Here is an 18,487-nt window from a genome sequence, read left to right on the forward strand (position 1 = left end):
CCCGCACCGCACGATCCGCCCCGATCCAGACGGGCTCGTCTGGAATTCGCCCTTCGAGTCGGAATGACACTAAGATCGGTTCCGGAGATATGGTCACCATGACAAGAACCCCTCACCCCGAGTCCCGCGATGCCGGCGTGCGCGTCGCGGTGTCGACCGTGATCTTCAGCGTCCGACGCGACGAACACGACGAGCCCGTCCTGTCGCTCCCCCTGGTCCGCCGCACGCGCGACCCGTTCGATGGACGGTGGGCCCTGCCCGGCGGTTGGCTCGATGCGACCGAAGAGCTCGACACCGCGGCATCCCGCACCCTCGCCGAGACGACGGGCCTCACCCCCAGCTATCTCGAGCAGCTCTACGCCTTCGGGGCCGTGGACCGCTCGCCCACGCGCGTGGTGTCGATCGTGTACTGGGCTCTGCTGCGCTCCGACGAGGTCGACGCGCAGGTCGCCGCCCACGCGCGAGAGGGCGACGCGCCCGAGAACGTGGAGTGGTTCGACGCGAACGATCTCCCGCCGCTGGCGTTCGACCACAACGACATCGTCGAGTACACGCTCTGGCGCCTGCGCAACAAGGTCGGCTACAGCCGCATCGCGCACGGGCTGCTCCCCGACGAGTTCACCCTCGCCGATCTGCGCGAGGTGAACGAGACGATCCTGGGCAAGCGCCTGGATCCGGCGAACTTCCGCCGCCAGGTCGACACCTCCGACACGCTCATCCCGACCGAGCGCTTCCGCACCGGAAGCCATCGCCCCGCCCGCCTGTACCGCTACAACCGCGATGTGGAGCTCGCCGACCGCGGCCCGCTCCCGTCCCGTCACTGATCGGAACGCCCATGTCCGCCACACCCCTCACCCTGCAGCCCCGTCCCGCGATCGACCCCAGCGTCGACCACGCAATCCAGGCGATCGTCGCCGGCGCCTCCACCGACGCCACCTGCACCACCGACCTCGCGGTCGGGCCCTGGGACTTCGACACACGCCCCGGCTACGGCCCCGGCTCATCGATGGGCGACGTCATCCCCACCGGCGCCCCGCGCCAGGGCGAGTTGCCGCAGCGGTACCGCGACGCCTCCGACGACGACCTCGACGCCCGCATCCGTGCGGCGAAAGAGACGCTGGGCGACCGGGTCGTGGTGCTGGGGCACTTCTACCAGCGCGAAGAGGTCGTGCGCCACGCCGACTACGTGGGCGACTCCTTCCAGCTCGCGAACGCCGCGAAGGACCGCCCCGAGGCCGAGGCCATCGTGTTCTGCGGCGTGCACTTCATGGCCGAGACCGCCGACCTGCTCTCGCACCCCGAGCAGGCCGTGATCCTCCCGAACCTCGCGGCGGGCTGCTCCATGGCCGACATGGCCGACATCGACCAGGTCGAAGAGTGCTGGGAGCAGCTCGCGGACGTGCTGGGCGATCTCGAGACCCCGGATGCCGAGGGCCTGGTTCCCGTGATCCCGGTGACCTACATGAATTCCAGCGCCGCCATCAAGGGTTTCGTGGGCCGCCACGGCGGAATCGTCTGCACCTCGTCCAATGCCCGCACGGTGCTCGAGTGGGCGTTCGCGCGCGGACGCCGGGTGCTCTTCTTCCCCGATCAGCACCTGGGCCGGAACACCGCCAAGGCAATGGGCGTGCCCCTCGAGCAGATGCCGATGTGGAACCCGAGGAAACCCCTCGGCGGCTCCTCCGACGCCGAGATCGTCGAGAGCCGCGTGATCCTGTGGCACGGATTCTGCTCGGTGCACCGCCGCTTCACGGTCGACCAGATCGACAGGGCTCGCGCCGATCACCCCGGCGTCCGCGTGATCGTGCACCCGGAATGCCCGATGGACGTGGTCGATGCCGCCGACGAGGCAGGCTCGACAGACATCATCCGCAAGGCGATCGCAGCGGCGACCGAGCCGACGACCTTCGCGATCGGCACGGAGATCAACCTCGTGCAGCGCCTCGCCGCCCAGTACCCCCAGCACGAGATCTTCTGTCTCGACCCCGTCGTCTGCCCGTGCTCGACGATGTATCGCATCCACCCGGGTTACCTCGCGTGGGTGCTCGAGTCGCTCGTCGACGGCACCGTCGTCAACCGCATCACGGTACCGGCCGATGTCGCCGAGCCCGCCACCGTCGCGCTCGAGCGCATGCTCGCCGCGAAGCCGAACGGCGCGGTGAAGTGACCGCCGTCGTCGTGGTGGGCAGCGGCATCGCCGGTCTCACGGCGGCGCTGCACGCTTCCGAGAACGGATGCCGTGTCACGGTCGTGACCAAGGGCGCCCTGCCCGACACGAACACGCGCTGGGCGCAGGGCGGGATCGCCGCCGTGACCAGCGCGGCCGACACGGTGGCTTCGCACGCGGCCGACACGATCACCGCCGGCGCGGGGCTGAACGATCCCGCCGCCGTCGACGTCCTGGTCGGCGATAGCCCGGAGCGCATCGCCGAACTCGTGGCACGCGGAATCGTCTTCGACCGCGCTGCCGATGGCGACTTCTCCCGGGGCCTCGAGGCCGCTCACGCGGTCCCCCGCGTGCTGCACGCCGGAGGCGACGCGACCGGTGCCGCGATCCAGGCTGCTCTCGGCGCGTCCGTGCGCGCCGCGGGGATCGAGGTGCGCGAGCACGCCCTCCTCCGCGATCTGGTGGTCATGGACGGCCGCATCAGGGGCATCGAGCTCGATGGCGGCGAGCGCCTCGACGCCGACGCGGTGATCCTGGCCACCGGGGGCGCGGGACAGCTTTACGCCCACACCACCAACCCCCTCGGCGCGACAGGCGACGGAGTCGCCGCGGCTCTTCGCGCGGGGGCGGCTGTCGACGACCTGGAGTTCGTGCAGTTCCACCCCACGGCGCTGGCCGACGGCATCCCGTTCCTGGTCTCGGAGGCCGTCCGCGGAGAGGGCGCCATCCTGATCGACGATGCCGGTCGACGGTTCGTCTTCGACTCCCACCCCGACGGCGAACTCGCTCCGCGTGACGTCGTCGCTCGCGCGAACGCCCGCGCGATGGCCGCGCAGGGCGGTCGCCCCGTCCGGCTGGATGCCACCGCCATCGGCCGCGAACGACTCGCCCAGCGCTTTCCCACGATCGACGCAGCGGTGCACGAGCGCGGGCTCGATTGGGGCCGTGATCCGATCCCCGTGACCCCGGCGGCGCACTACCTCATGGGCGGCATCGTCACCGACCTCGACGGACGCACCACGCTGCCCGGACTGTACGCGGTCGGCGAGACGGCCCGCACCGGCGTGCACGGGGCGAACCGTCTGGCATCCAATTCGCTTCTCGAAGGGGCGGTGTTCGGAGCGCGCGCCGGGGATGCCGTGGCCCGCGGCGACGCCTGGCCGGCGTTCTCGACGCGCACCGTTCGGTGTCTCGACGTCGCCCCCGCGGTGGACGCTCCCCCGTTCTCTCGTCGCGCCCTGCAGCAACTCATGTGGGCCGAGGCGGGGCTCGAACGGGAGGCGACGGGTCTGCGCCGCGCGGCCGCCGTGCTCGCCGCCTGGGACGCCGAGCCCGCACCGCGCAGCATCGAGGACGCGAACCTCCTCCTCCTCGCCACGCACGTGGTCACCGCAGCTCTTGCCCGCACGACCTCGGTGGGCGCGCACTTCCGCTCCGACGCCGAGTCCTCGGCATCCCGTCTCGATCTCCAGGAGGTCCTCGCATGCTGACCCGCGCCACGATCGACCGCGTCGTCTCGGCCGCCCTCGACGAGGACGCCCCCTGGGGCGACCTCACCAGCGAGACCTTGATCCCCGAGCACGCCACCGCGCGCGCCGAGCTCGTGGCACGCGTCGAGGGGGTGTTCAGCGGCTCGGCGGTGTTCGTCGCCGCGTTCACCCTCACCGACCCCTCGATCACCGTCGAGCTGCAGATCACCGACGGCGCGCGGTTCACCCCCGGCGACACGCTCGCCGTGGTCACGGGACCGGCGCGAGGTGTGCTCACGGCCGAGCGCATCGGCCTCAACTTCGTGCAGCGTATGTCGGGGATCGCGACCCTCACCAGCCGCTATGTCGCCGAGGTCGCCCACACCGGCGCGCGGATCGTCGACACACGCAAGACCACGCCGGGCCTGCGCGCGATCGAACGCCAGGCCGTCCGCGACGGCGGCGGCCACAATCACCGCTTCTCGCTGTCGGATGCCGTCATGGCCAAGGACAACCACCTCGCGGTGCTGACCGCCAGTGGGCTCTCGGTGACGCAGGCGCTCGAGAGCGCCATCGCCCGACTCCCTCACACCACGCACGTCGAGGTCGAGGTGGACCGGCTCGAGCAGATCGACGCGGTGCTCGCCGCCGGCGTCGGAACGATCATGCTCGACAACTTCTCGATCGACGACTTGCGCACGGGCGTCGCCCGCATCGCCGGGGCCGCCCAGGTCGAGGCTTCGGGCGGCGTGACGCTCGACACCGTGCGGGCGATCGCCGAGACCGGCGTCGACGTCATCTCGGTCGGCGCACTCACGCACTCGGCCTCCGCCCTCGATCTGGGCCTCGACATCCGCATCGAGACGGCGTGAGCCTCTACCTCGACAACGCCGCCACCACCCCCGTGCGCCCCGAGGTGCTCGAGGCGATGGCGCCCTACCTCACGCGGTTGTTCGGCAATCCGTCGAGCCATCATGAGGTGGGCGAGGCCGCGGCATCCGCCCTCGATGAGGCTCGCGCGCGGGTTGCCGCCGTCCTCGGGTTCCGCGCCGGCGACGTGGTCTTCACCTCCGGCGGCACCGAGTCGAACAACGCGGCGATCAAGGGAATCGTGCTGGGCTCGGGGAAGCGTCATCTCGTGACCACGGCGATCGAGCACGAGTCGGTGCTGGCCTCCGCGGACTACCTGTCACGCCTGCACGGGGTGCGCGTGACCCACGCTCGGGTCGACGACACCGGCACTCTGACGCCCGAAGCGCTCGCCGGCGTGCTGTGCGACGACACGGGGCTCGTCAGCGTGGGCTACGCCAACAACGAGATCGGAACGGTTCAGGACGCCGCCGCCCTCGCGGCCGTCGCTCACCAACGCGGGATTCCCCTCCATCTCGACGCCGTCCAGGCCGCCGGGTGGCTTCCCCTGACGGGACTCGGAGCGGATGCCGTGACGGTCGCCGGCCACAAGATCGGCGCCCCGAAGGGCACCGGGATCCTGGCCGTGCGCGGGCGCCTGCCGTTCGAGCCGCTGCTGCACGGGGGCGGGCAGGAGCGCGGCCGACGCTCCGGCACCCCCGACGTCGCGGGGGCGGTGGCGATCGCCACCGCCCTGACGCTCGCCGAAGCGGAACGGGCGGCCGATGCGGCCCGGGTCAAGACCCTGCGCGATGCCTTCATCAGACGGGTGCTCGCAACGGTGCCCGGCGCACGCCTCACCGGTCACCCGCAGCGCCGGCTTCCCGGGACCGCCAGCTTCGTCTTTCCGGGAACGAACGGCGAGACCGTCCTGCTCGAGCTGGAGCGTCACGGGGTTGTCTCATCGAGTGGCTCGGCGTGCGCGGCGGGCAGTGACGAGGCCTCGCACGTGCTCCTCGCCGTGGGGCTCTCGCCCGACGAGGCTCGCACGGCCGTGCGTTTCTCCCTCCCGCATGGACTGACGGGTTCTCTCGACGCCGTCGCAGATGCGGTCGCCGACGCCGTATCCGCCGTAGGCTCGCGCGGGTGAGTTCCACTCCCGTCACCGTCATCGTCCCCGGATACGACGTCGCCGCCTTCGCGGAGGAGGCCCTGGACTCCCTGCGCGCACAGACGCACCGGCACTGGACGGCGGTCCTCGTCGACGACGCCTCCATCGACGACACCACCCGCATCTTCGCCGACGCCGCTGCCTCCGATCCCCGTTTCCGACTCGAGCGGCATGAAGAGCAGCGCGGGCTGGGCGCCGCCCGCAACACCGGCCTGTCACGCGTCAACACCCCGTACGTCGCCTTCCTCGACGCCGACGACCGCTTCCGCCCCGACGCACTCACGCGCCTCGCCGACACTCTCGATCGAACCGGCAGCGACTTCGCCGTCGGCGCGTACGTCCGTCTGCGACCGGATGCCGACACCCCGGGGTACACGGCCGGCGACGTGCAACCGTGGGTCACGGCATCCACTTCTCCCGCCCGCGAGCGCACGACGATCGCGGAGCATCCCGCGGCCTCGGGGAACATCGTGGCGTGGTCGAAGATGAGCCGCACGCGGTTCTGGGACATGCACGGCCTGCGCTTTCCCGAGGGGCGCTACTACGAGGACCAGGTCCTCACGCAGCGCATGTACACGGCGGCCACGGCGTTCGACGTCATCCCCGACGTCGTCGTCGACTGGCGCCAGCGCCGCGAGGGCGGGTCGATCACCCAGCGTCTCGGCGAGCTCGACGTGCTGCGCGACTACCTCGACGCCCTCGGCGAGGGCATCGCGGTGCTCCGCGAGGCCGGGGCCGACGCGGCGGTGCAGGAGCGCGGAGCCCTCATCCGCACCCTCGATCTCCCGCCGCTGCAGCTGATCGCCGAGACGCACCCCGACCCCGCGTACCGCATCGCGCTCGACGCGTTCCTGGAGACGCTTCCCGGCTGAGCGGTCACACCGGTCTCAGCAGCCTCCGTCGCCTAGGCGGGGGCCTCGTCGGCGCGGCGAGCGGGGAGCGCTGCGCGCGCGAGACCGGCAGAATCGTGTTCTTCTTCGGCCAGGACGGACGAGGCGGCGAGCTGCTCGGCGGCGAGGCTCGAATACAGGCCACCCGCGACCAGCAGTTCGGAGTGGGTGCCCGATTCGACGATGCGGCCGGCATCCACCACGTGGATCTGGTCAGCGCCGATCACCGTCGACAGGCGATGCGCGATCGAAAGGGTCGTGCGCCCGTGCGACGCGGTCTCGAGAGCCTCTTGCACGATGCGCTCCGACACGGTGTCGAGGGCGCTCGTCGCTTCGTCGAGCAGCAGTACCGGTGGGTCTTTCAGCAGGACGCGCGCGATCGCGATGCGCTGCTTCTCTCCGCCCGAGAGTCGATAGCCGCGTTCGCCGACGATGGTGTCGTATCCCGCCTCGAACGAGTCGATGACGTGGTGGATGTTGGCCGCACGGCAGGCGGCCTCGATCTCGTCGTCGGTGGCGTCGGGCCGGGCGTACCGCAGATTCTCGCGCACGGTCGCGTGAAAGAGGTAGGTCTCTTGCGAGACGATGCCGATCTCGTCGATGATCGACGCCCGCTCGAGGGAGCGAACGTCGGCACCCGAGAACATCACCGCTCCCCCGGTTGCTTCGTACATCCGGGGCGTGAGGTAGAGGATCGTCGTCTTACCGGCGCCCGAGGGGCCGACGAAGGCGACGTGCTGACCCGGATCGACGGTGAACGAGACGCCGTCGAGGGTCGGCCGCGCCTGCTGCGGCGCATCGGGGTAGCGGAACTCGACGTCGCGGAACTCGATACGCCCCACCGGACCGGGGGCCGCCGAGACGGGCAGGGCGTCGGCGTCGTCGACAATCGCCGGACGCAGGTCGAGGTACTCGAAGATGCGGGCGAACAAAGCCGACGAGGTCTGCACGTCGAGGGCGACGCGCATGAGCCCCATCAGCGGCATGAGCAACCGCGCCTGCACCGTGGTGAAGGCGACGATCGTGCCGGCCGTGATCGCTCCCGCGCCGCCGCCGATGAGGTACCCGGCGACCAGATAGATGACCGCCGGAACGCTCGACATGATCACCTGGACGACGGCGAAGAAGCCCTGACCGCTCATGGCACGCCGCACCTGCAGGCGCACCTGGTTGTCGTTCTCGGCGTCGAAGCGCGCGGACTCGGTGCGCTGACGGTTGAACGACTTCGACAGCAGGATGCCCGAGACGCTGAGCGTCTCTTGCGTGATCGCCGACAGCTCCGACAGCGACTCCTGCGTCTCACCGGCGATGCGCGCACGCACCTGGCCCACGCGCCGCTGCACGAACAGCAGGAACGGCATGAGCGCGACGGCGATGAGGGTCAGACGCCAGTCGATGAGGATCATCGCCACGAGGGATGCGATGACCGTGACGGCGTTGCCGAGGATGCTCGTCACCGTATTGGTCAGGACCCCCGAGACGCCCCCCACGTCGTTCTGGAGGCGGGACTGGATGACGCCCGTCTTCGTGCGCGTGAAGAAGCCGAGCTCCATGTTCTGAAGGTGGTCGAACAGACGCGTCCGCAGGTCGCCCGTGACCCGGTTCCCCACGGTCGCGGTAAGCCAGGTCTGCCCGACGTTGAGTGCCGCAGAGACGAGGAAGAGGCCGATCATGACGCTCACGAGGAACGCGAGGAGCCGCAGGTCGGGCGGCGACCCGTCGATGGGGAAGAGCGCGTCGTCGAAGATGCGCTGCACGAGCAGAGGCGGGATCACGGCCACCGCCGCGCCCACCACCACGAGGAGCGCCGTGAAGGCGATACGACCGCGGTAGGGCCGGAACAGGTCGATGACGCGGCGCCCGAGGTTCTGCACGCGCGGGGCCTGGGCGTTGCGACGACGCTGCACGTCCGCGTCGACGCCGCGGAACATGCTCCCGCCCATCCCCATGCTCATGCTCGTCAGCCTACGTCCGACCGCCGACACCGAGCGCCGGGCCGGCGATGTCGGATGCCCTCGATAGGGTCGCTAACGAACGACCTTTGATCGGTTGTCTCGATATCGGAATATCCGAGTCCGCGCACCCGTTGTGTCCGTCGCAGTCGCCCACCGTGGCGCCACGAAGCCCCCCGCACGTAAAGGACCTCGTCATGGCCGCCACCGGCACCATCCCCGTCTCTCCGGAGAGCACCGCTTCCTCACCGTCGCACCGCTCCGGCCCCGTCATCGCTCTGCTTGTCGTCGCCGCGTTCGTCGTCATCCTCAACGAGACCACCATGTCCGTCGCCCTGCCGGCGATCATGGCGGACTTCGGAGTGAGCGCCGCGACCGGCCAATGGCTCACCTCGGCGTTCCTGTTGACGATGGCCGTCGTCATCCCCCTGACCGGCTTCCTCCTCGAACGCTTCCCCATCCGCGTCGTCTTCTTCAGCGCGATGGGCGTCTTCGCGCTCGGCACCCTCGTCGCCGCGCTCGCGCCCGCGTTCGGGGTCCTGCTCGCGGGCCGCATCGTCCAGGCGATGGGTACGGGCGTGATGATGCCGTTGCTGTTCACGACGGTTCTGAACCTCGTTCCGGCGAACAAGCGCGGCCGCGTGATGGGCGTCGTCACCATCGTCATCGCCGTCGCACCCGCCGTGGGGCCGACGGTATCCGGGCTCATCCTGTCGGCGCTCACCTGGCACGCGATCTTCTGGCTCATCCTCCCCATCGCACTGGTGTCCATCGCTCTCGGAGCGCGCTGGGTCCGCAACGTCACCCAGACGCGCCCTGACGCGCGCTTCGACGTGCTCTCGGTCGTCCTGTCGGCGGTCGGCTTCGGCGGCCTCGTCTACGGTCTCAGCGCCATCGGCGAATCGGCCTCCGGGCACGCGTCCGTGCCGGTGTGGATCCCGCTCGTCGTCGGCGTGGTCTTCGTCGCCGTGTTCGTCGTCCGTCAGCTCCGTCTGCAGCGCTCCGACTCCGCTCTGCTCGACCTGCGCGTCTTCCAGAGCCCGTCGTTCCGACTCGCCGTGCCCCTGGTGGCGATCGTGATGGCCGCGCTGTTCGGCTCGCTCATCCTCCTGCCCATCTTCCTGCAGCAGGCGCTCGGCCTCAGCAGCCTCACGGTCGGTCTCATGCTGCTCCCGGGCGGCGTGCTCATGGGCGTCATGGCCCCGATCGTCGGCCGCCTCTTCGACCGCTTCGGGCCTACCCCGCTCGTCATCCCGGGCATGTTGATCGCGGCCGCCGTGCTGTGGACGATGGCGCTGACCTTCGGCCAGGGCACCCCCATCTGGTGGATCGTCACGGTGTACCTCGCCCTGAACCTGGGACTGGGCCTCGTGTTCACGCCGCTCATGACGTCCGCGCTCGGCTCACTCCCCCGCCGTCTCTACTCTCACGGCAGCGCCGTGGTGGGTACGGCGCAGCAGGTCGCCGGGGCCGCCGGCACGGCCGGTTTCGTGGCCATCATGACGGTCTTCTCGAGCGCCGCTCTCGCCGGTGGCGTCGATCAGGCCGGTGCCGTCGCATCGGGCGTGCACGCGTCGTTCGTCGTCGGCGCGGTGATCGCCACCGCAGCCGTCGTTCTCGCGTGCTTCGTCCGCAAGCCCGCGGAGGGCGAAGAAACGGACGCTCCCGTCAGCGCCCACTGATCCCCGTCGAGGCGGGCGCGGCCCTGCGGTCGCGCTCGCCCGGCCGCGCGGACCGTGTGCAGCTAGACCTCGCGAGGAGTCTTACTCACTGCGAGGTCCGGTGGTGCGGGAGAACGTCGCGACTGGTCGCGCGCCGACGCGGACTCAGAGAGAGCAGGAACCGCCGCCGCAGCACTGCGACGCGGACGGCTTCTCGCCGTTCTCGGTCTCGACAGCGGGGGCGTTCAGCAGTGCGATCAGCGGCTTCGACGAAGCGGCCGTGTCGGACGTGGTGTCAGCAGACATGCGCTCCATGCTACGCCTGCGCGTGAGGGCCCGGGCCGGGGGTATCCGCTAACGCTGCGTCGCGGCATCCGCAACCCCCGCCCCTCCCCTCGCGGGGCTTTCTACCGTGGAGACCCCGACCGAGAAAGAAGGGCTTTCCATGACTGATCTGAACGGCAAGCGCATCGCGTTCCTGCTCACCGACGGTTTCGAGGACAGCGAGCTCACCAGCCCATGGGATGCCGTGACCTCCGCCGGTGCCGAGGCCGTCCTCGTCTCGCCGAGCGAGGGCAGCATCACCGGAGAGAAGGGCCACGAGCAGAAGGTCGACCTCTCCGTCTCGAGTGCCTCCGCGGGCGACTTCGACGCCCTCGTCCTCCCCGGCGGCGTGCAGAACGCCGACGACATCCGCATCGTGAAGGACGCCGTGTCGTTCACCCGTGACTTCTTCGATCAGCACAAGCCGGTCGCCGTCATCTGCCACGGCGGGTGGATCCTCACCGAGGCCGACGTGCTGAAGGGCCGCACCCTCACGAGCTACCCGACGCTGCAGACCGACCTGCGGAACGCGGGTGCGACGTGGGTCGACGAAGAGGTGCATGTCGACCAGGGTCTCGTCTCGAGCCGAAACCCCGACGATCTCCCCGCGTTCAACGCGAAGCTGGTCGAAGAGGTCGCGGAGGGGAAGCACTCCGGTCAGACCGCCTGAGCCCGCTTTCGACCAAGGCCCCGGACCACGGTTCGGGGCCTTCGTCGTCGGCCCTGGCGCGCGGGTCGCGATGTGCGGGGTCGCATCGCGCGGTACGACGCCGGCCGGAGCGACAGCTCACGACCCTCCCGCCCGACGGCTGCACCCCGAGGGCACCGACACCAGGGTCAGTCCCCCGCCGGCAGCGTCTGACACGAGGGACACCACTGCCCGCCGCCCTTCGTTCCGGGGATGTCTTCGATCACTCCGGCGCAGTCCGGACACGGTTCGCCCGTGCGCCCGTGCACGCGCATCGACGCGACCTTCGCCGCCTTCTGCTCCGCGATCGGCACTCCGCGTCGGGCGAGGACAGCGGCCGTCAGGGTGTCGTGCAACGCGTGGTGGAGCCGTGTGATGTCGTCCTCGCTCAGCGCCGCAGCGTGCGCCGTCGGTGCCAGCCGCGCCGCGAACAGGATCTCGTCCGAATACGCGTTCCCGATCCCGGCGAGCGTCTCCTGCTCCTGCAGGAGCGCCTTGAGCTGCTTGCGCCGACGCCCCAGTGCCTCGGCGAGCATCTCTCTCGAGTAGCTCGGATCCGCGGCATCCGGTCCGAGCTTCGCGATCGAAGGCACCTCTTCGGCCGCATCGACGACGTGCAGCTGCACCGAGAGCCACTCGCCCGCATCGATGATGCCCAGGATGCCGTCGTCGAAGGCGATACGCGCGATCACGGCTGCGGCCGGCACCGCCTCGTCGTCCGTCGCGGCCGAGGGGCTCCACGTCGCCCAGCCGGCCCGGCCGAAGCCGAGCCCCAGATGCACGCCGTCGAGATCGAGGTCGATGTGTTTCCCGTGGCGCGAGACCGCGGTCACCGTGCGACCGACGATCTCGTCGAGCGGACGCGCGCGGGTCTTGAGCGCGCGTCCCTCGACGAGTTCGACGCCCGTGACCGCACGGCCGCGCAGTCGCTCGCTCAGGAAATGCGCGAGCGCCTCGACCTCGGGTGCCTCAGGCACGGGTCATCGCGATCAGGACTCCGACGACGCCGGGGGCGCGGTCGGTGCCGGGTACGAGCTCGTCGAGCCGGGCTGACTCGACTGCTGCGCCTGGGCGAACGAGTCCGCCACGACACGACCCTGGATGATCTGGGTGAGGTCGATCCCGGTCGCCGCGCGCACGGCCTCGAACGACGAGCGCAGGCCCGTTGCCGACTCCGCCGCGAGGTGACCGCTCGCGCCCTCGCCACCGAGGACGGTGATGTTGCCGACGCGGTCGTACCCCTTGGCGAATTCGGCCATCATCGGCACGAGGGCTTCGAGGGCGCGTTGCGCGAGCAGTGCTTCCTGATTGTGCGAGAGGGCCTCGGCCTCGGCACGGATCGCCTCGGCGCGCGCCTCACCGGCGAGACGGACGGCCTGAGCATCGGCCTCGGCCCGCACGCGCACGGCGGCCGCTTCCTGCTCGGCGATCTCGGCACGGGCCTGGGCCGCCTTGATCTGCGCGTACGCCTCGGCGTCGGCGTCTTTCTGACGCTGGTACAGGTCGGCGTCCGCGACGCGCGACACCTCGGACTCCAGGCGGGCCTGGGTGTTCTGCGCTTCCTGCTGCAGCACGGCCTGTCGACGCTCGGCGCGGGTCAGCGCCTCCGCCTGCTCGGCCTCGGCGTTGGCGCGACCGACCTCGGCCTTCGCCGCCGCGCTGTTCTTGTCGAGCTTCGTCTGCTCGATGAGGTTCGCCTCGTCGGTGGCGATCTGTCGCGCGCGGATCTCACGGACGGCGTTGATGCGCGCCACCTCTGCCTCGCGCTTGACGCGCTCGACCTCGGTCGCACCCAGGGCCGAGATGTAGCCGTTGCTGTCGGTGACGCCTTGGATCTGGAAGGAGTCCAGAATCAGCCCCTGCGACGACAGGTCGCCCTTGATGCCCTCGGCGATCTGGTCCGAAAGTCGCTGTCGATCGCGCATCAATTCTTCGACGGTCAGGGTCGCGACGACGCCGCGCAAGGCTCCTTCGAGCTGCTCGGTCGTGAACTGCTCGATCGCTTTGTCCTGGGAGGCGAAACGCTCGGCCGCGCGACGCACCTGTTCGGGGTCGGAGCCGATCTTCACCAGGGCCACGCCGCTGACGTTGACCGTGACGCCGTTCGACGACTGAGCCGTGGGCTCCATCTTGATCTGACGCGCGCGCAGCGAGATCATCTCGCCGCGCTGCGTCAGCGGATTCACGATGGCGCCGCCCCCGGTGATGACGGTGATGCGCGAGGATTCCCCGTCTGCCCCTCTCTGCCGCTTTCCGACGATGACCAGTGCTTCGTCGGCCTTGGCGACGCGGTACCACCCGCGTATCAAGCCCGCGATGATCAAGAGGACGACGACGACAACGACGAGTGCGATGACCACGACGATGCCGATCGCCCCCAGAGCAGCAAATTCCATGGTTCTCCTTCGACAGGCGCCGCGAACCGCGGCGCGGGGGAATTCCCTCCAACCTATCCGGGGGCCTGCGGGCGCTGTCCAGCCCCTGTGCGCACGGTTCCGGTCGCCGCCGGGGTGGGGAGGAGCGTACCGTTGAGAGTGGGCGGCCCGAACCGCCCCAGAAGGGTCCCCCATGAAGATCGTTTCGTCGCAGGACTGGCGAGATGCCATCCGCTTCGATGCTCCCGTGCTCGTCGCCGAGGTCGTTCCGGGAGAAGCCACCCGCTGCGTGGCCTGCGGCACCGACGGTCCGCTCTACGAGCGCACAGAGCTGTGGGCGGTCAAGCACCGCCACCCCAAGCATCACGGCGGGTTCGTCCGCTTCTACTGCGAGGTTCACAAGCCGGCCGCTCCCCCGCCGCCGCCCGCCCCTACGATCGAGGCCCGCCGCGCCCGCGCCGCATCAGCGCCCAAGGAACGTCGCGCCCCGAGCCTGAAGCCCACCCCGATCACCGATCGCCCGACGCGCGCGATGTGCCCCGATTGCTTCGTCGAGGTCTCGGCCGGCGGCGACTGCGGAATGTGCGGCGCCCAGGTCGTCTGATCGGTTAAACCAAGAACCGCCCCGGATTTTCCTCGGGGCGGTTCTTCGTGTTCGGGAGACTCAGCGGGCCGAGATCGTCCACCCGGCCTCGTGCGAGGCGCCGGGGTCGAGCGAGACGACACCCGTGTCGAAGTCGTACGCGTCGTCGTTGAACGCGTCGGGCGCGCAGGTCATCGGCTCGACGGCGAGGCCCGCGCGGTGACCCGGCGTCCCCGGGCCGTCCGGCAGGTCGGCCGTGTGGACCTGCACCCACGCGCATTCCCCCGCCCAGCTCATGGCCACACCGCTGCCCGAAGGATCGGTGAGCGTGACGGTCGCGCGACCGTCGGCATCCCGGATCAGCCCCGTGTAGGCGTGGTCGATCTCGACGGTGCCCAGCATCCGCTCCTTGCGGAAGTCGAAGCGCTCCGCGTCGGAGGTGACGGATGCCAGCGCCACCGGCGCGAGCCGGTCCGGCGTGACCTCGAGCACGGTGTCGGCCGGAAGCCCGAGCGTCCACTCGTCGAGCGTCGCGGGACCGGCGACGAGATACGGGTGGGGGCCCGTACCCCAGGGCGCCGGTGTGTCCGACAGGTTCGTGGCGCGAACAGTCTGCGTGAGGCCGGCGGCATCCAGGCGATACGTGGTCGAGACGACCAGCCACCAGGGGTATCCGGCCTGCGCGGTGATGGTCGCGGTGAGAGTGACCGCGTCATCGGCTGCCTCGAGCACGTTCCAGTCCACCCACGACAGCAGTCCGTGCAGCGCGTGGCCGCGATTCGGCTCGGTCAACGGCAGCTGGTGCTCGAGACCGTCGAAGCGGTGGATGCCGTCGACCACACGGTTCGGCCAGGGGGCGAGCGTCGTGCCGCGGTAGGCGGGGCGTAACTCGTCGGCGTCGAAGGGGACGACGAGGTCGCGGCCCTCGTGCGTCAATGATCGGAGGGTGGCGCCGACGCTTGCGATCGCGGCTTCGTAGCCGTGGGCGCGCAGGACGACGGGGGTGCCCGAGACCACGGTGGGGGTCTCGGTGGGAACGGCAGCGGTCATGTCGCCATTATCCCGGCCGCGGCCCCGCCACCCCGGCATCCCCTCCGCCGGATTTCACCCGAACCGACGAAATGCCCCGACCCGCGAGGGGTCGAGGCATTCCGGGGAGGGCGACTTACTTGAAGGCGTCCTTGACGTCTTCGCCGGCCTTCTTGACGTGAGCCTTGGTCTGGTCGGCCTGGCCCTCGGCTTCGAGGCGCTCGTTGTCCGTCGCCTTGCCGGTGGCTTCCTTCGCCTTGCCAGCAATGTTCTCCGCAGCGTTCTTGATCTTGTCGTCGAGTCCCATAGTCGGCTCCTCCCGTTGTGGTCTTCGGGTATCTCCCGATGTGCATTCACGCTAGGCGGCGGTTCCCGAGGGGGCAGGGGGCTTGAAATCCACGTCGCCGTGAGGCACGGATGCGAATAGGTTCGTGACGTGGGGAACTGGGGGGACATCTCGTGAGCACGCTTGCCGATTTCGACGACCTTCTCGAGGAAGCGCCCGACGGGCCCGTGCGCAACGGTCGAGCGGGTCGCGTCGCCCTGATCGTCTTCCTCGTCATCACGTTCATCGTGCTCGGCGGAGGCGGCGGGTACGTCTGGTGGGCGTCCGCTGCGGCGCTGCCCGCCCCGACCGTCACCTCGCAGACACCGACCGCGAACGCCGGGGCGCCGGCATCCCTCGCTCTCCCTTCCGGCGGCGAGACGCTGCTTCGAGTCGACGGAGGTGCCGATTACCTGGGTCCCGACGCCGCTCAGTCGTTCGCGGCAGCGGGCGGGAACGACGCGCGCTCGCTCGCGAGCATCTCGAAGCTCATCACCGCCCTCGTCGTCCTCGACGCCCACCCTCTGATCGGCCCGACAGATCCCGGGCCGACCATCTCGTACACCGAGGCCGACACCGACCTCTACGACCAGTTCTACGTGCAGGGCGCGGTCATCGCGCCGATGCCCGATGGCCTGAAGCTGTCACTTCACGACTCGCTCACGACGATGCTCCTCCCCTCGGCCGCCAACTACGCGGTGGCCATCGCCCGGTGGGGCTTCGGCTCCGAGGGGGCCTACGTCTCGGCGGCCCGCTCGTGGCTCGGCAAGAACGGGCTGAACGACACACGCATCGTGGATGCCACCGGCATCGACTCCCGCAATGCCAGCACCCCGAGCGATCTGCTGGCACTCGCGAAGATCGCGGAGGCGAACCCGGTCATCGCACAGATCGCCAATACCCGTTCGGCGCAGATCACCGGCGCCGGAACCGTCACGAATACCAACGACCTGCTGGGCACGCTCGGGGTCACCGGGCTCAAGACCGGCAACCTCGGCGACGGGACCTTCAACCTCCTCTTCACCTCGACGCTCGACGTGCGGATCGGCGCTCCCCTGAAGATCACGGGCGTGCGGCTCGGCGGCGAGACCCACGACAGCACCGATGCGGACGTCCGAAACCTCCTCCAGAGCATCAGCGACGGCTTCCACGACATCCCCCTGGGCACCGTCGGCGACACCCTCGGCACGATCTCGACGCCGTGGGGATCGAGCGCCTCGCTCGTGCTCGCGCAGACCACGAAGCTCCGCACCTGGTCCGACACCCCCGTGGCGGTGACTCTCGACACGACGACGCCCCAGAACTACGCCGACGGCGAAGTGGTCGGTTCGCTCACCTGGACCGCGGGACCGAAGACGACCTCCGCCGACGTCAAGATCTCGGGCGCGATCGAGGAACCCACCCTGTGGTGGCGCCTGACGCACCCGAGCGAGCTGGGCTGAGCGGCCGAGGACGCGCCCGTTGAGCGGGGCCGCGCATCACGGACGCACCCGTTTGTGGAGCACGCATGACATGGATGCCGACACCCCGCGCTCACGCCGAGCAGCTGCGTCCTCGGTACGTTGATGGCGAACGGCCCCGACGGTAGCGTTCGAGGATGCGCCGGACGATTCCCCTCCTGACGATCGCGGTGGCTGCCGCCCTCGGGCTCAGCGCCTGCGTCCCGCAGCCCGCCCCGGAACCGACGACGACCGACGCGGCCACCCCGACCTTCACGCCGACGGTGAAGCCCACCGCGACGGTGTCTCCCTCCGCCGATGCCTCAGCCCCGGCGAGCGACGCCGTGCTGATCGTTCAGCTCGACAGCGCCTCCATCGCCGCGGGTTCGACGCTCGAGTACTCGCTCGCCGCGGTCGACGCGTGGACGGCCGCGCTGGGCATCGCACCGACCCGGTCGGCGGTGGAAGGCCCGTACGGCGGCGATTCCGAGCTCACCGCCCTCGAGTGGCCGGGCTTCACGCTGACCGTGCCGAACGACGGGTCGACACGCGGCGCCTCCGTTCGCGTCTCCTCGCCCACGGTCGCCGGCCACCCCGTGGTCACCAGCGGTGGCATCGGTGTCGGCTCGACCCGAGCCGAGGCCGTCGCGGCGGGCGCCACGGAGGGATTCGACTCCACCGAACTGCGGCTGGACACGCGAGACGCACCCGGGACGCAGTCGTTGCAGCGGCCGGGTGAGGTCGGCCGGCAGTACGTGATGCTCGTCCTCGACGGCGACTCCATCGTCCAGATCATCCTGCCGGCGAACGACTACAGCGATATCTGATGATTTCCCGCGTCGAACGACGCGTGGACTCTGCCGGGTGAACATCGGCATTTCCTTCTCCCGTCGCTGCGCCTCGCTCTAACGTGAACAGCATGTCGTCACTCCACCTCGAACCCGGAACCATCGCCGATTGGGTCGCAGCCCTCGCCGCCGTCTTGGGGTGCATCTTGAGCATTTTCGCGCTCCGCGTAGCCCTCGCCGCGAACAAAACCGCAGATGAGACGCGTCAAGCGGCTGTTGCCGCGGCGCGCGATTCTGCCACGCGCGAAGCGCAGCGAGACGAGGTCGACCGTGCACGCGATCGCCGCCAGTTGGCCGGCAGCGTCGCCTCGTGGTGGGCAGCCGACCGAGAAGAGAACGGCCGCAGATATGGGGTTGTGGTCTCGAACCAGAGCCCCACGTCCGCCGTGTTCTACGACGTCGAGGTGCAGGTGGCGGGACCAGGCGGCGCGACCCACACCATCCGCATGAAGGTGTTGCCGCCGGGCCAGTTCTTCGTTCAGAAGAAGGGCCTTGCACAGCAGTCTTCCTGGGACGGTATCCCCCTGCCGGTGCGCGAGGCAGACGTTCTCGACCCCTTCACCGTCGCCGGTGATCGCTCCATCACCGTGCTGGAGTACGCCGACGGCCTCGGTACGAGGTGGCAATGGACCCCCGGCGCCGGTCTCGCAGAACTCGCCTCACCCGGACGCAGCACGACGCCGACCTCCTGAGCGCATCCGCTCCTAGGCTGGCCTC

At 70.0% G+C, this 18,487-nt stretch carries 18 protein-coding genes; 12 read left to right on the forward strand and 6 right to left on the reverse strand.

The features are described 5' to 3' along the window. Positions 1-98 precede the first annotated feature (98 nt). Genes DEU35_RS15545 through DEU35_RS15570 form a run of 6 tightly spaced genes read left to right on the forward strand, consistent with a single transcriptional unit; the run spans position 99 to position 6,528 of the window. Positions 99-824, forward strand: a complete 726-nt coding sequence (locus DEU35_RS15545) for an NrtR DNA-binding winged helix domain-containing protein (RefSeq protein WP_170210681.1) — start codon at positions 99-101, stop codon at positions 822-824. A gap of 11 nt (positions 825-835) precedes the next feature. Next, positions 836-2,167 carry a quinolinate synthase NadA gene (gene nadA, locus DEU35_RS15550; protein ID WP_116240026.1) on the forward strand — a complete coding sequence of 444 codons (1,332 nt, stop codon included), beginning with the start codon at positions 836-838 and terminating at the stop codon, positions 2,165-2,167. Beyond that, a complete protein-coding gene (gene nadB / locus DEU35_RS15555; protein WP_116240027.1) occupies positions 2,164-3,657 on the forward strand; it encodes an L-aspartate oxidase in 1,494 nt (497 codons plus the stop codon). Before nadA ends, nadB begins: the two co-directional genes overlap by 4 nt. Continuing rightward, positions 3,651-4,508: a carboxylating nicotinate-nucleotide diphosphorylase gene (nadC, locus tag DEU35_RS15560; RefSeq protein WP_103210923.1), complete on the forward strand. Its 858-nt coding sequence runs from the start codon at positions 3,651-3,653 to the stop codon at positions 4,506-4,508. Before nadB ends, nadC begins: the two co-directional genes overlap by 7 nt. Beyond that, positions 4,505-5,635, forward strand: coding sequence for a cysteine desulfurase family protein (locus tag DEU35_RS15565; protein ID WP_116240028.1), 1,131 nt, complete (start codon positions 4,505-4,507; stop codon positions 5,633-5,635). Before nadC ends, DEU35_RS15565 begins: the two co-directional genes overlap by 4 nt. Continuing rightward, entirely contained in the window at positions 5,632-6,528 is an 897-nt protein-coding gene (locus DEU35_RS15570) for a glycosyltransferase family 2 protein (protein ID WP_116240029.1), read from the forward strand. The genes DEU35_RS15565 and DEU35_RS15570 overlap by 4 nt, the downstream gene beginning before the upstream one ends. A 32-nt stretch (positions 6,529-6,560) precedes the next feature. On the opposite strand, the gene DEU35_RS15575 is transcribed toward DEU35_RS15570, so the two are convergent. Further along, positions 6,561-8,501 carry an ABC transporter ATP-binding protein gene (locus tag DEU35_RS15575; RefSeq protein WP_258873580.1) on the reverse strand — a complete coding sequence of 647 codons (1,941 nt, stop codon included), beginning with the start codon at positions 8,499-8,501 and terminating at the stop codon, positions 6,561-6,563. Between the two features lie 194 nt (positions 8,502-8,695). Here DEU35_RS15575 and DEU35_RS15580 point away from each other — a divergent pair, with 194 nt between their 5' ends. Next, positions 8,696-10,180, forward strand: coding sequence for an MDR family MFS transporter (locus DEU35_RS15580; protein WP_116240031.1), 1,485 nt, complete (start codon positions 8,696-8,698; stop codon positions 10,178-10,180). Between the two features lie 144 nt (positions 10,181-10,324). Here DEU35_RS15580 and DEU35_RS17260 read toward each other — a convergent pair whose 3' ends face one another. Continuing rightward, on the reverse strand, positions 10,325-10,465 hold the full coding sequence (locus tag DEU35_RS17260; RefSeq protein WP_170210682.1) for a hypothetical protein: 141 nt from the start codon (positions 10,463-10,465) through the stop codon (positions 10,325-10,327). Positions 10,466-10,604: 139 nt separating this feature from the next. Here DEU35_RS17260 and DEU35_RS15585 point away from each other — a divergent pair, with 139 nt between their 5' ends. Next, positions 10,605-11,153 carry a type 1 glutamine amidotransferase domain-containing protein gene (locus tag DEU35_RS15585; RefSeq protein WP_116240032.1) on the forward strand — a complete coding sequence of 183 codons (549 nt, stop codon included), beginning with the start codon at positions 10,605-10,607 and terminating at the stop codon, positions 11,151-11,153. Between the two features lie 167 nt (positions 11,154-11,320). Here the strand turns inward: DEU35_RS15585 and DEU35_RS15590 are convergent, their stop codons facing one another. After that, a complete protein-coding gene (locus DEU35_RS15590; RefSeq protein WP_116240033.1) occupies positions 11,321-12,148 on the reverse strand; it encodes a DNA-formamidopyrimidine glycosylase family protein in 828 nt (275 codons plus the stop codon). A 12-nt stretch (positions 12,149-12,160) separates the two neighbouring features. Beyond that, positions 12,161-13,567 carry a flotillin family protein gene (locus DEU35_RS15595; protein WP_116240034.1) on the reverse strand — a complete coding sequence of 469 codons (1,407 nt, stop codon included), beginning with the start codon at positions 13,565-13,567 and terminating at the stop codon, positions 12,161-12,163. A gap of 172 nt (positions 13,568-13,739) precedes the next feature. On the opposite strand from DEU35_RS15595, the gene DEU35_RS15600 reads away from it, so the two are divergent. Continuing rightward, positions 13,740-14,150, forward strand: a complete 411-nt coding sequence (locus DEU35_RS15600) for a glucose-6-phosphate dehydrogenase (RefSeq protein ID WP_103210931.1) — start codon at positions 13,740-13,742, stop codon at positions 14,148-14,150. 60 nt (positions 14,151-14,210) lie between these two features. Here the strand turns inward: DEU35_RS15600 and DEU35_RS15605 are convergent, their stop codons facing one another. Both DEU35_RS15605 and DEU35_RS15610 read right to left on the reverse strand, forming a co-directional pair. Further along, positions 14,211-15,179 (reverse strand): aldose 1-epimerase family protein, encoded by a 969-nt coding sequence (locus DEU35_RS15605; protein WP_116240035.1) that lies wholly within the window; start codon positions 15,177-15,179, stop codon positions 14,211-14,213. A gap of 115 nt (positions 15,180-15,294) precedes the next feature. Then, positions 15,295-15,465: a CsbD family protein gene (locus DEU35_RS15610; protein WP_103210933.1), complete on the reverse strand. Its 171-nt coding sequence runs from the start codon at positions 15,463-15,465 to the stop codon at positions 15,295-15,297. Between the two features lie 152 nt (positions 15,466-15,617). Here DEU35_RS15610 and DEU35_RS15615 point away from each other — a divergent pair, with 152 nt between their 5' ends. From DEU35_RS15615 to DEU35_RS15625, 3 genes are all read left to right on the forward strand, one after another. After that, positions 15,618-16,925, forward strand: coding sequence for a D-alanyl-D-alanine carboxypeptidase family protein (locus DEU35_RS15615; RefSeq protein ID WP_181904671.1), 1,308 nt, complete (start codon positions 15,618-15,620; stop codon positions 16,923-16,925). A 155-nt stretch (positions 16,926-17,080) separates the two neighbouring features. Beyond that, the gene (locus tag DEU35_RS15620) at positions 17,081-17,749 is read left to right on the forward strand and encodes a hypothetical protein (protein ID WP_116240037.1); all 669 of its coding nucleotides are present in this window, start codon (positions 17,081-17,083) and stop codon (positions 17,747-17,749) included. A 92-nt stretch (positions 17,750-17,841) separates the two neighbouring features. After that, positions 17,842-18,462 (forward strand): hypothetical protein, encoded by a 621-nt coding sequence (locus DEU35_RS15625; protein ID WP_116240038.1) that lies wholly within the window; start codon positions 17,842-17,844, stop codon positions 18,460-18,462. Positions 18,463-18,487: the final 25 nt, after the last annotated feature.

This window comes from Microbacterium sp. AG157, from assembly GCF_003385695.1.
GTDB classification, from domain to species: Bacteria; Actinomycetota; Actinomycetes; order Actinomycetales; family Microbacteriaceae; genus Microbacterium; species Microbacterium testaceum.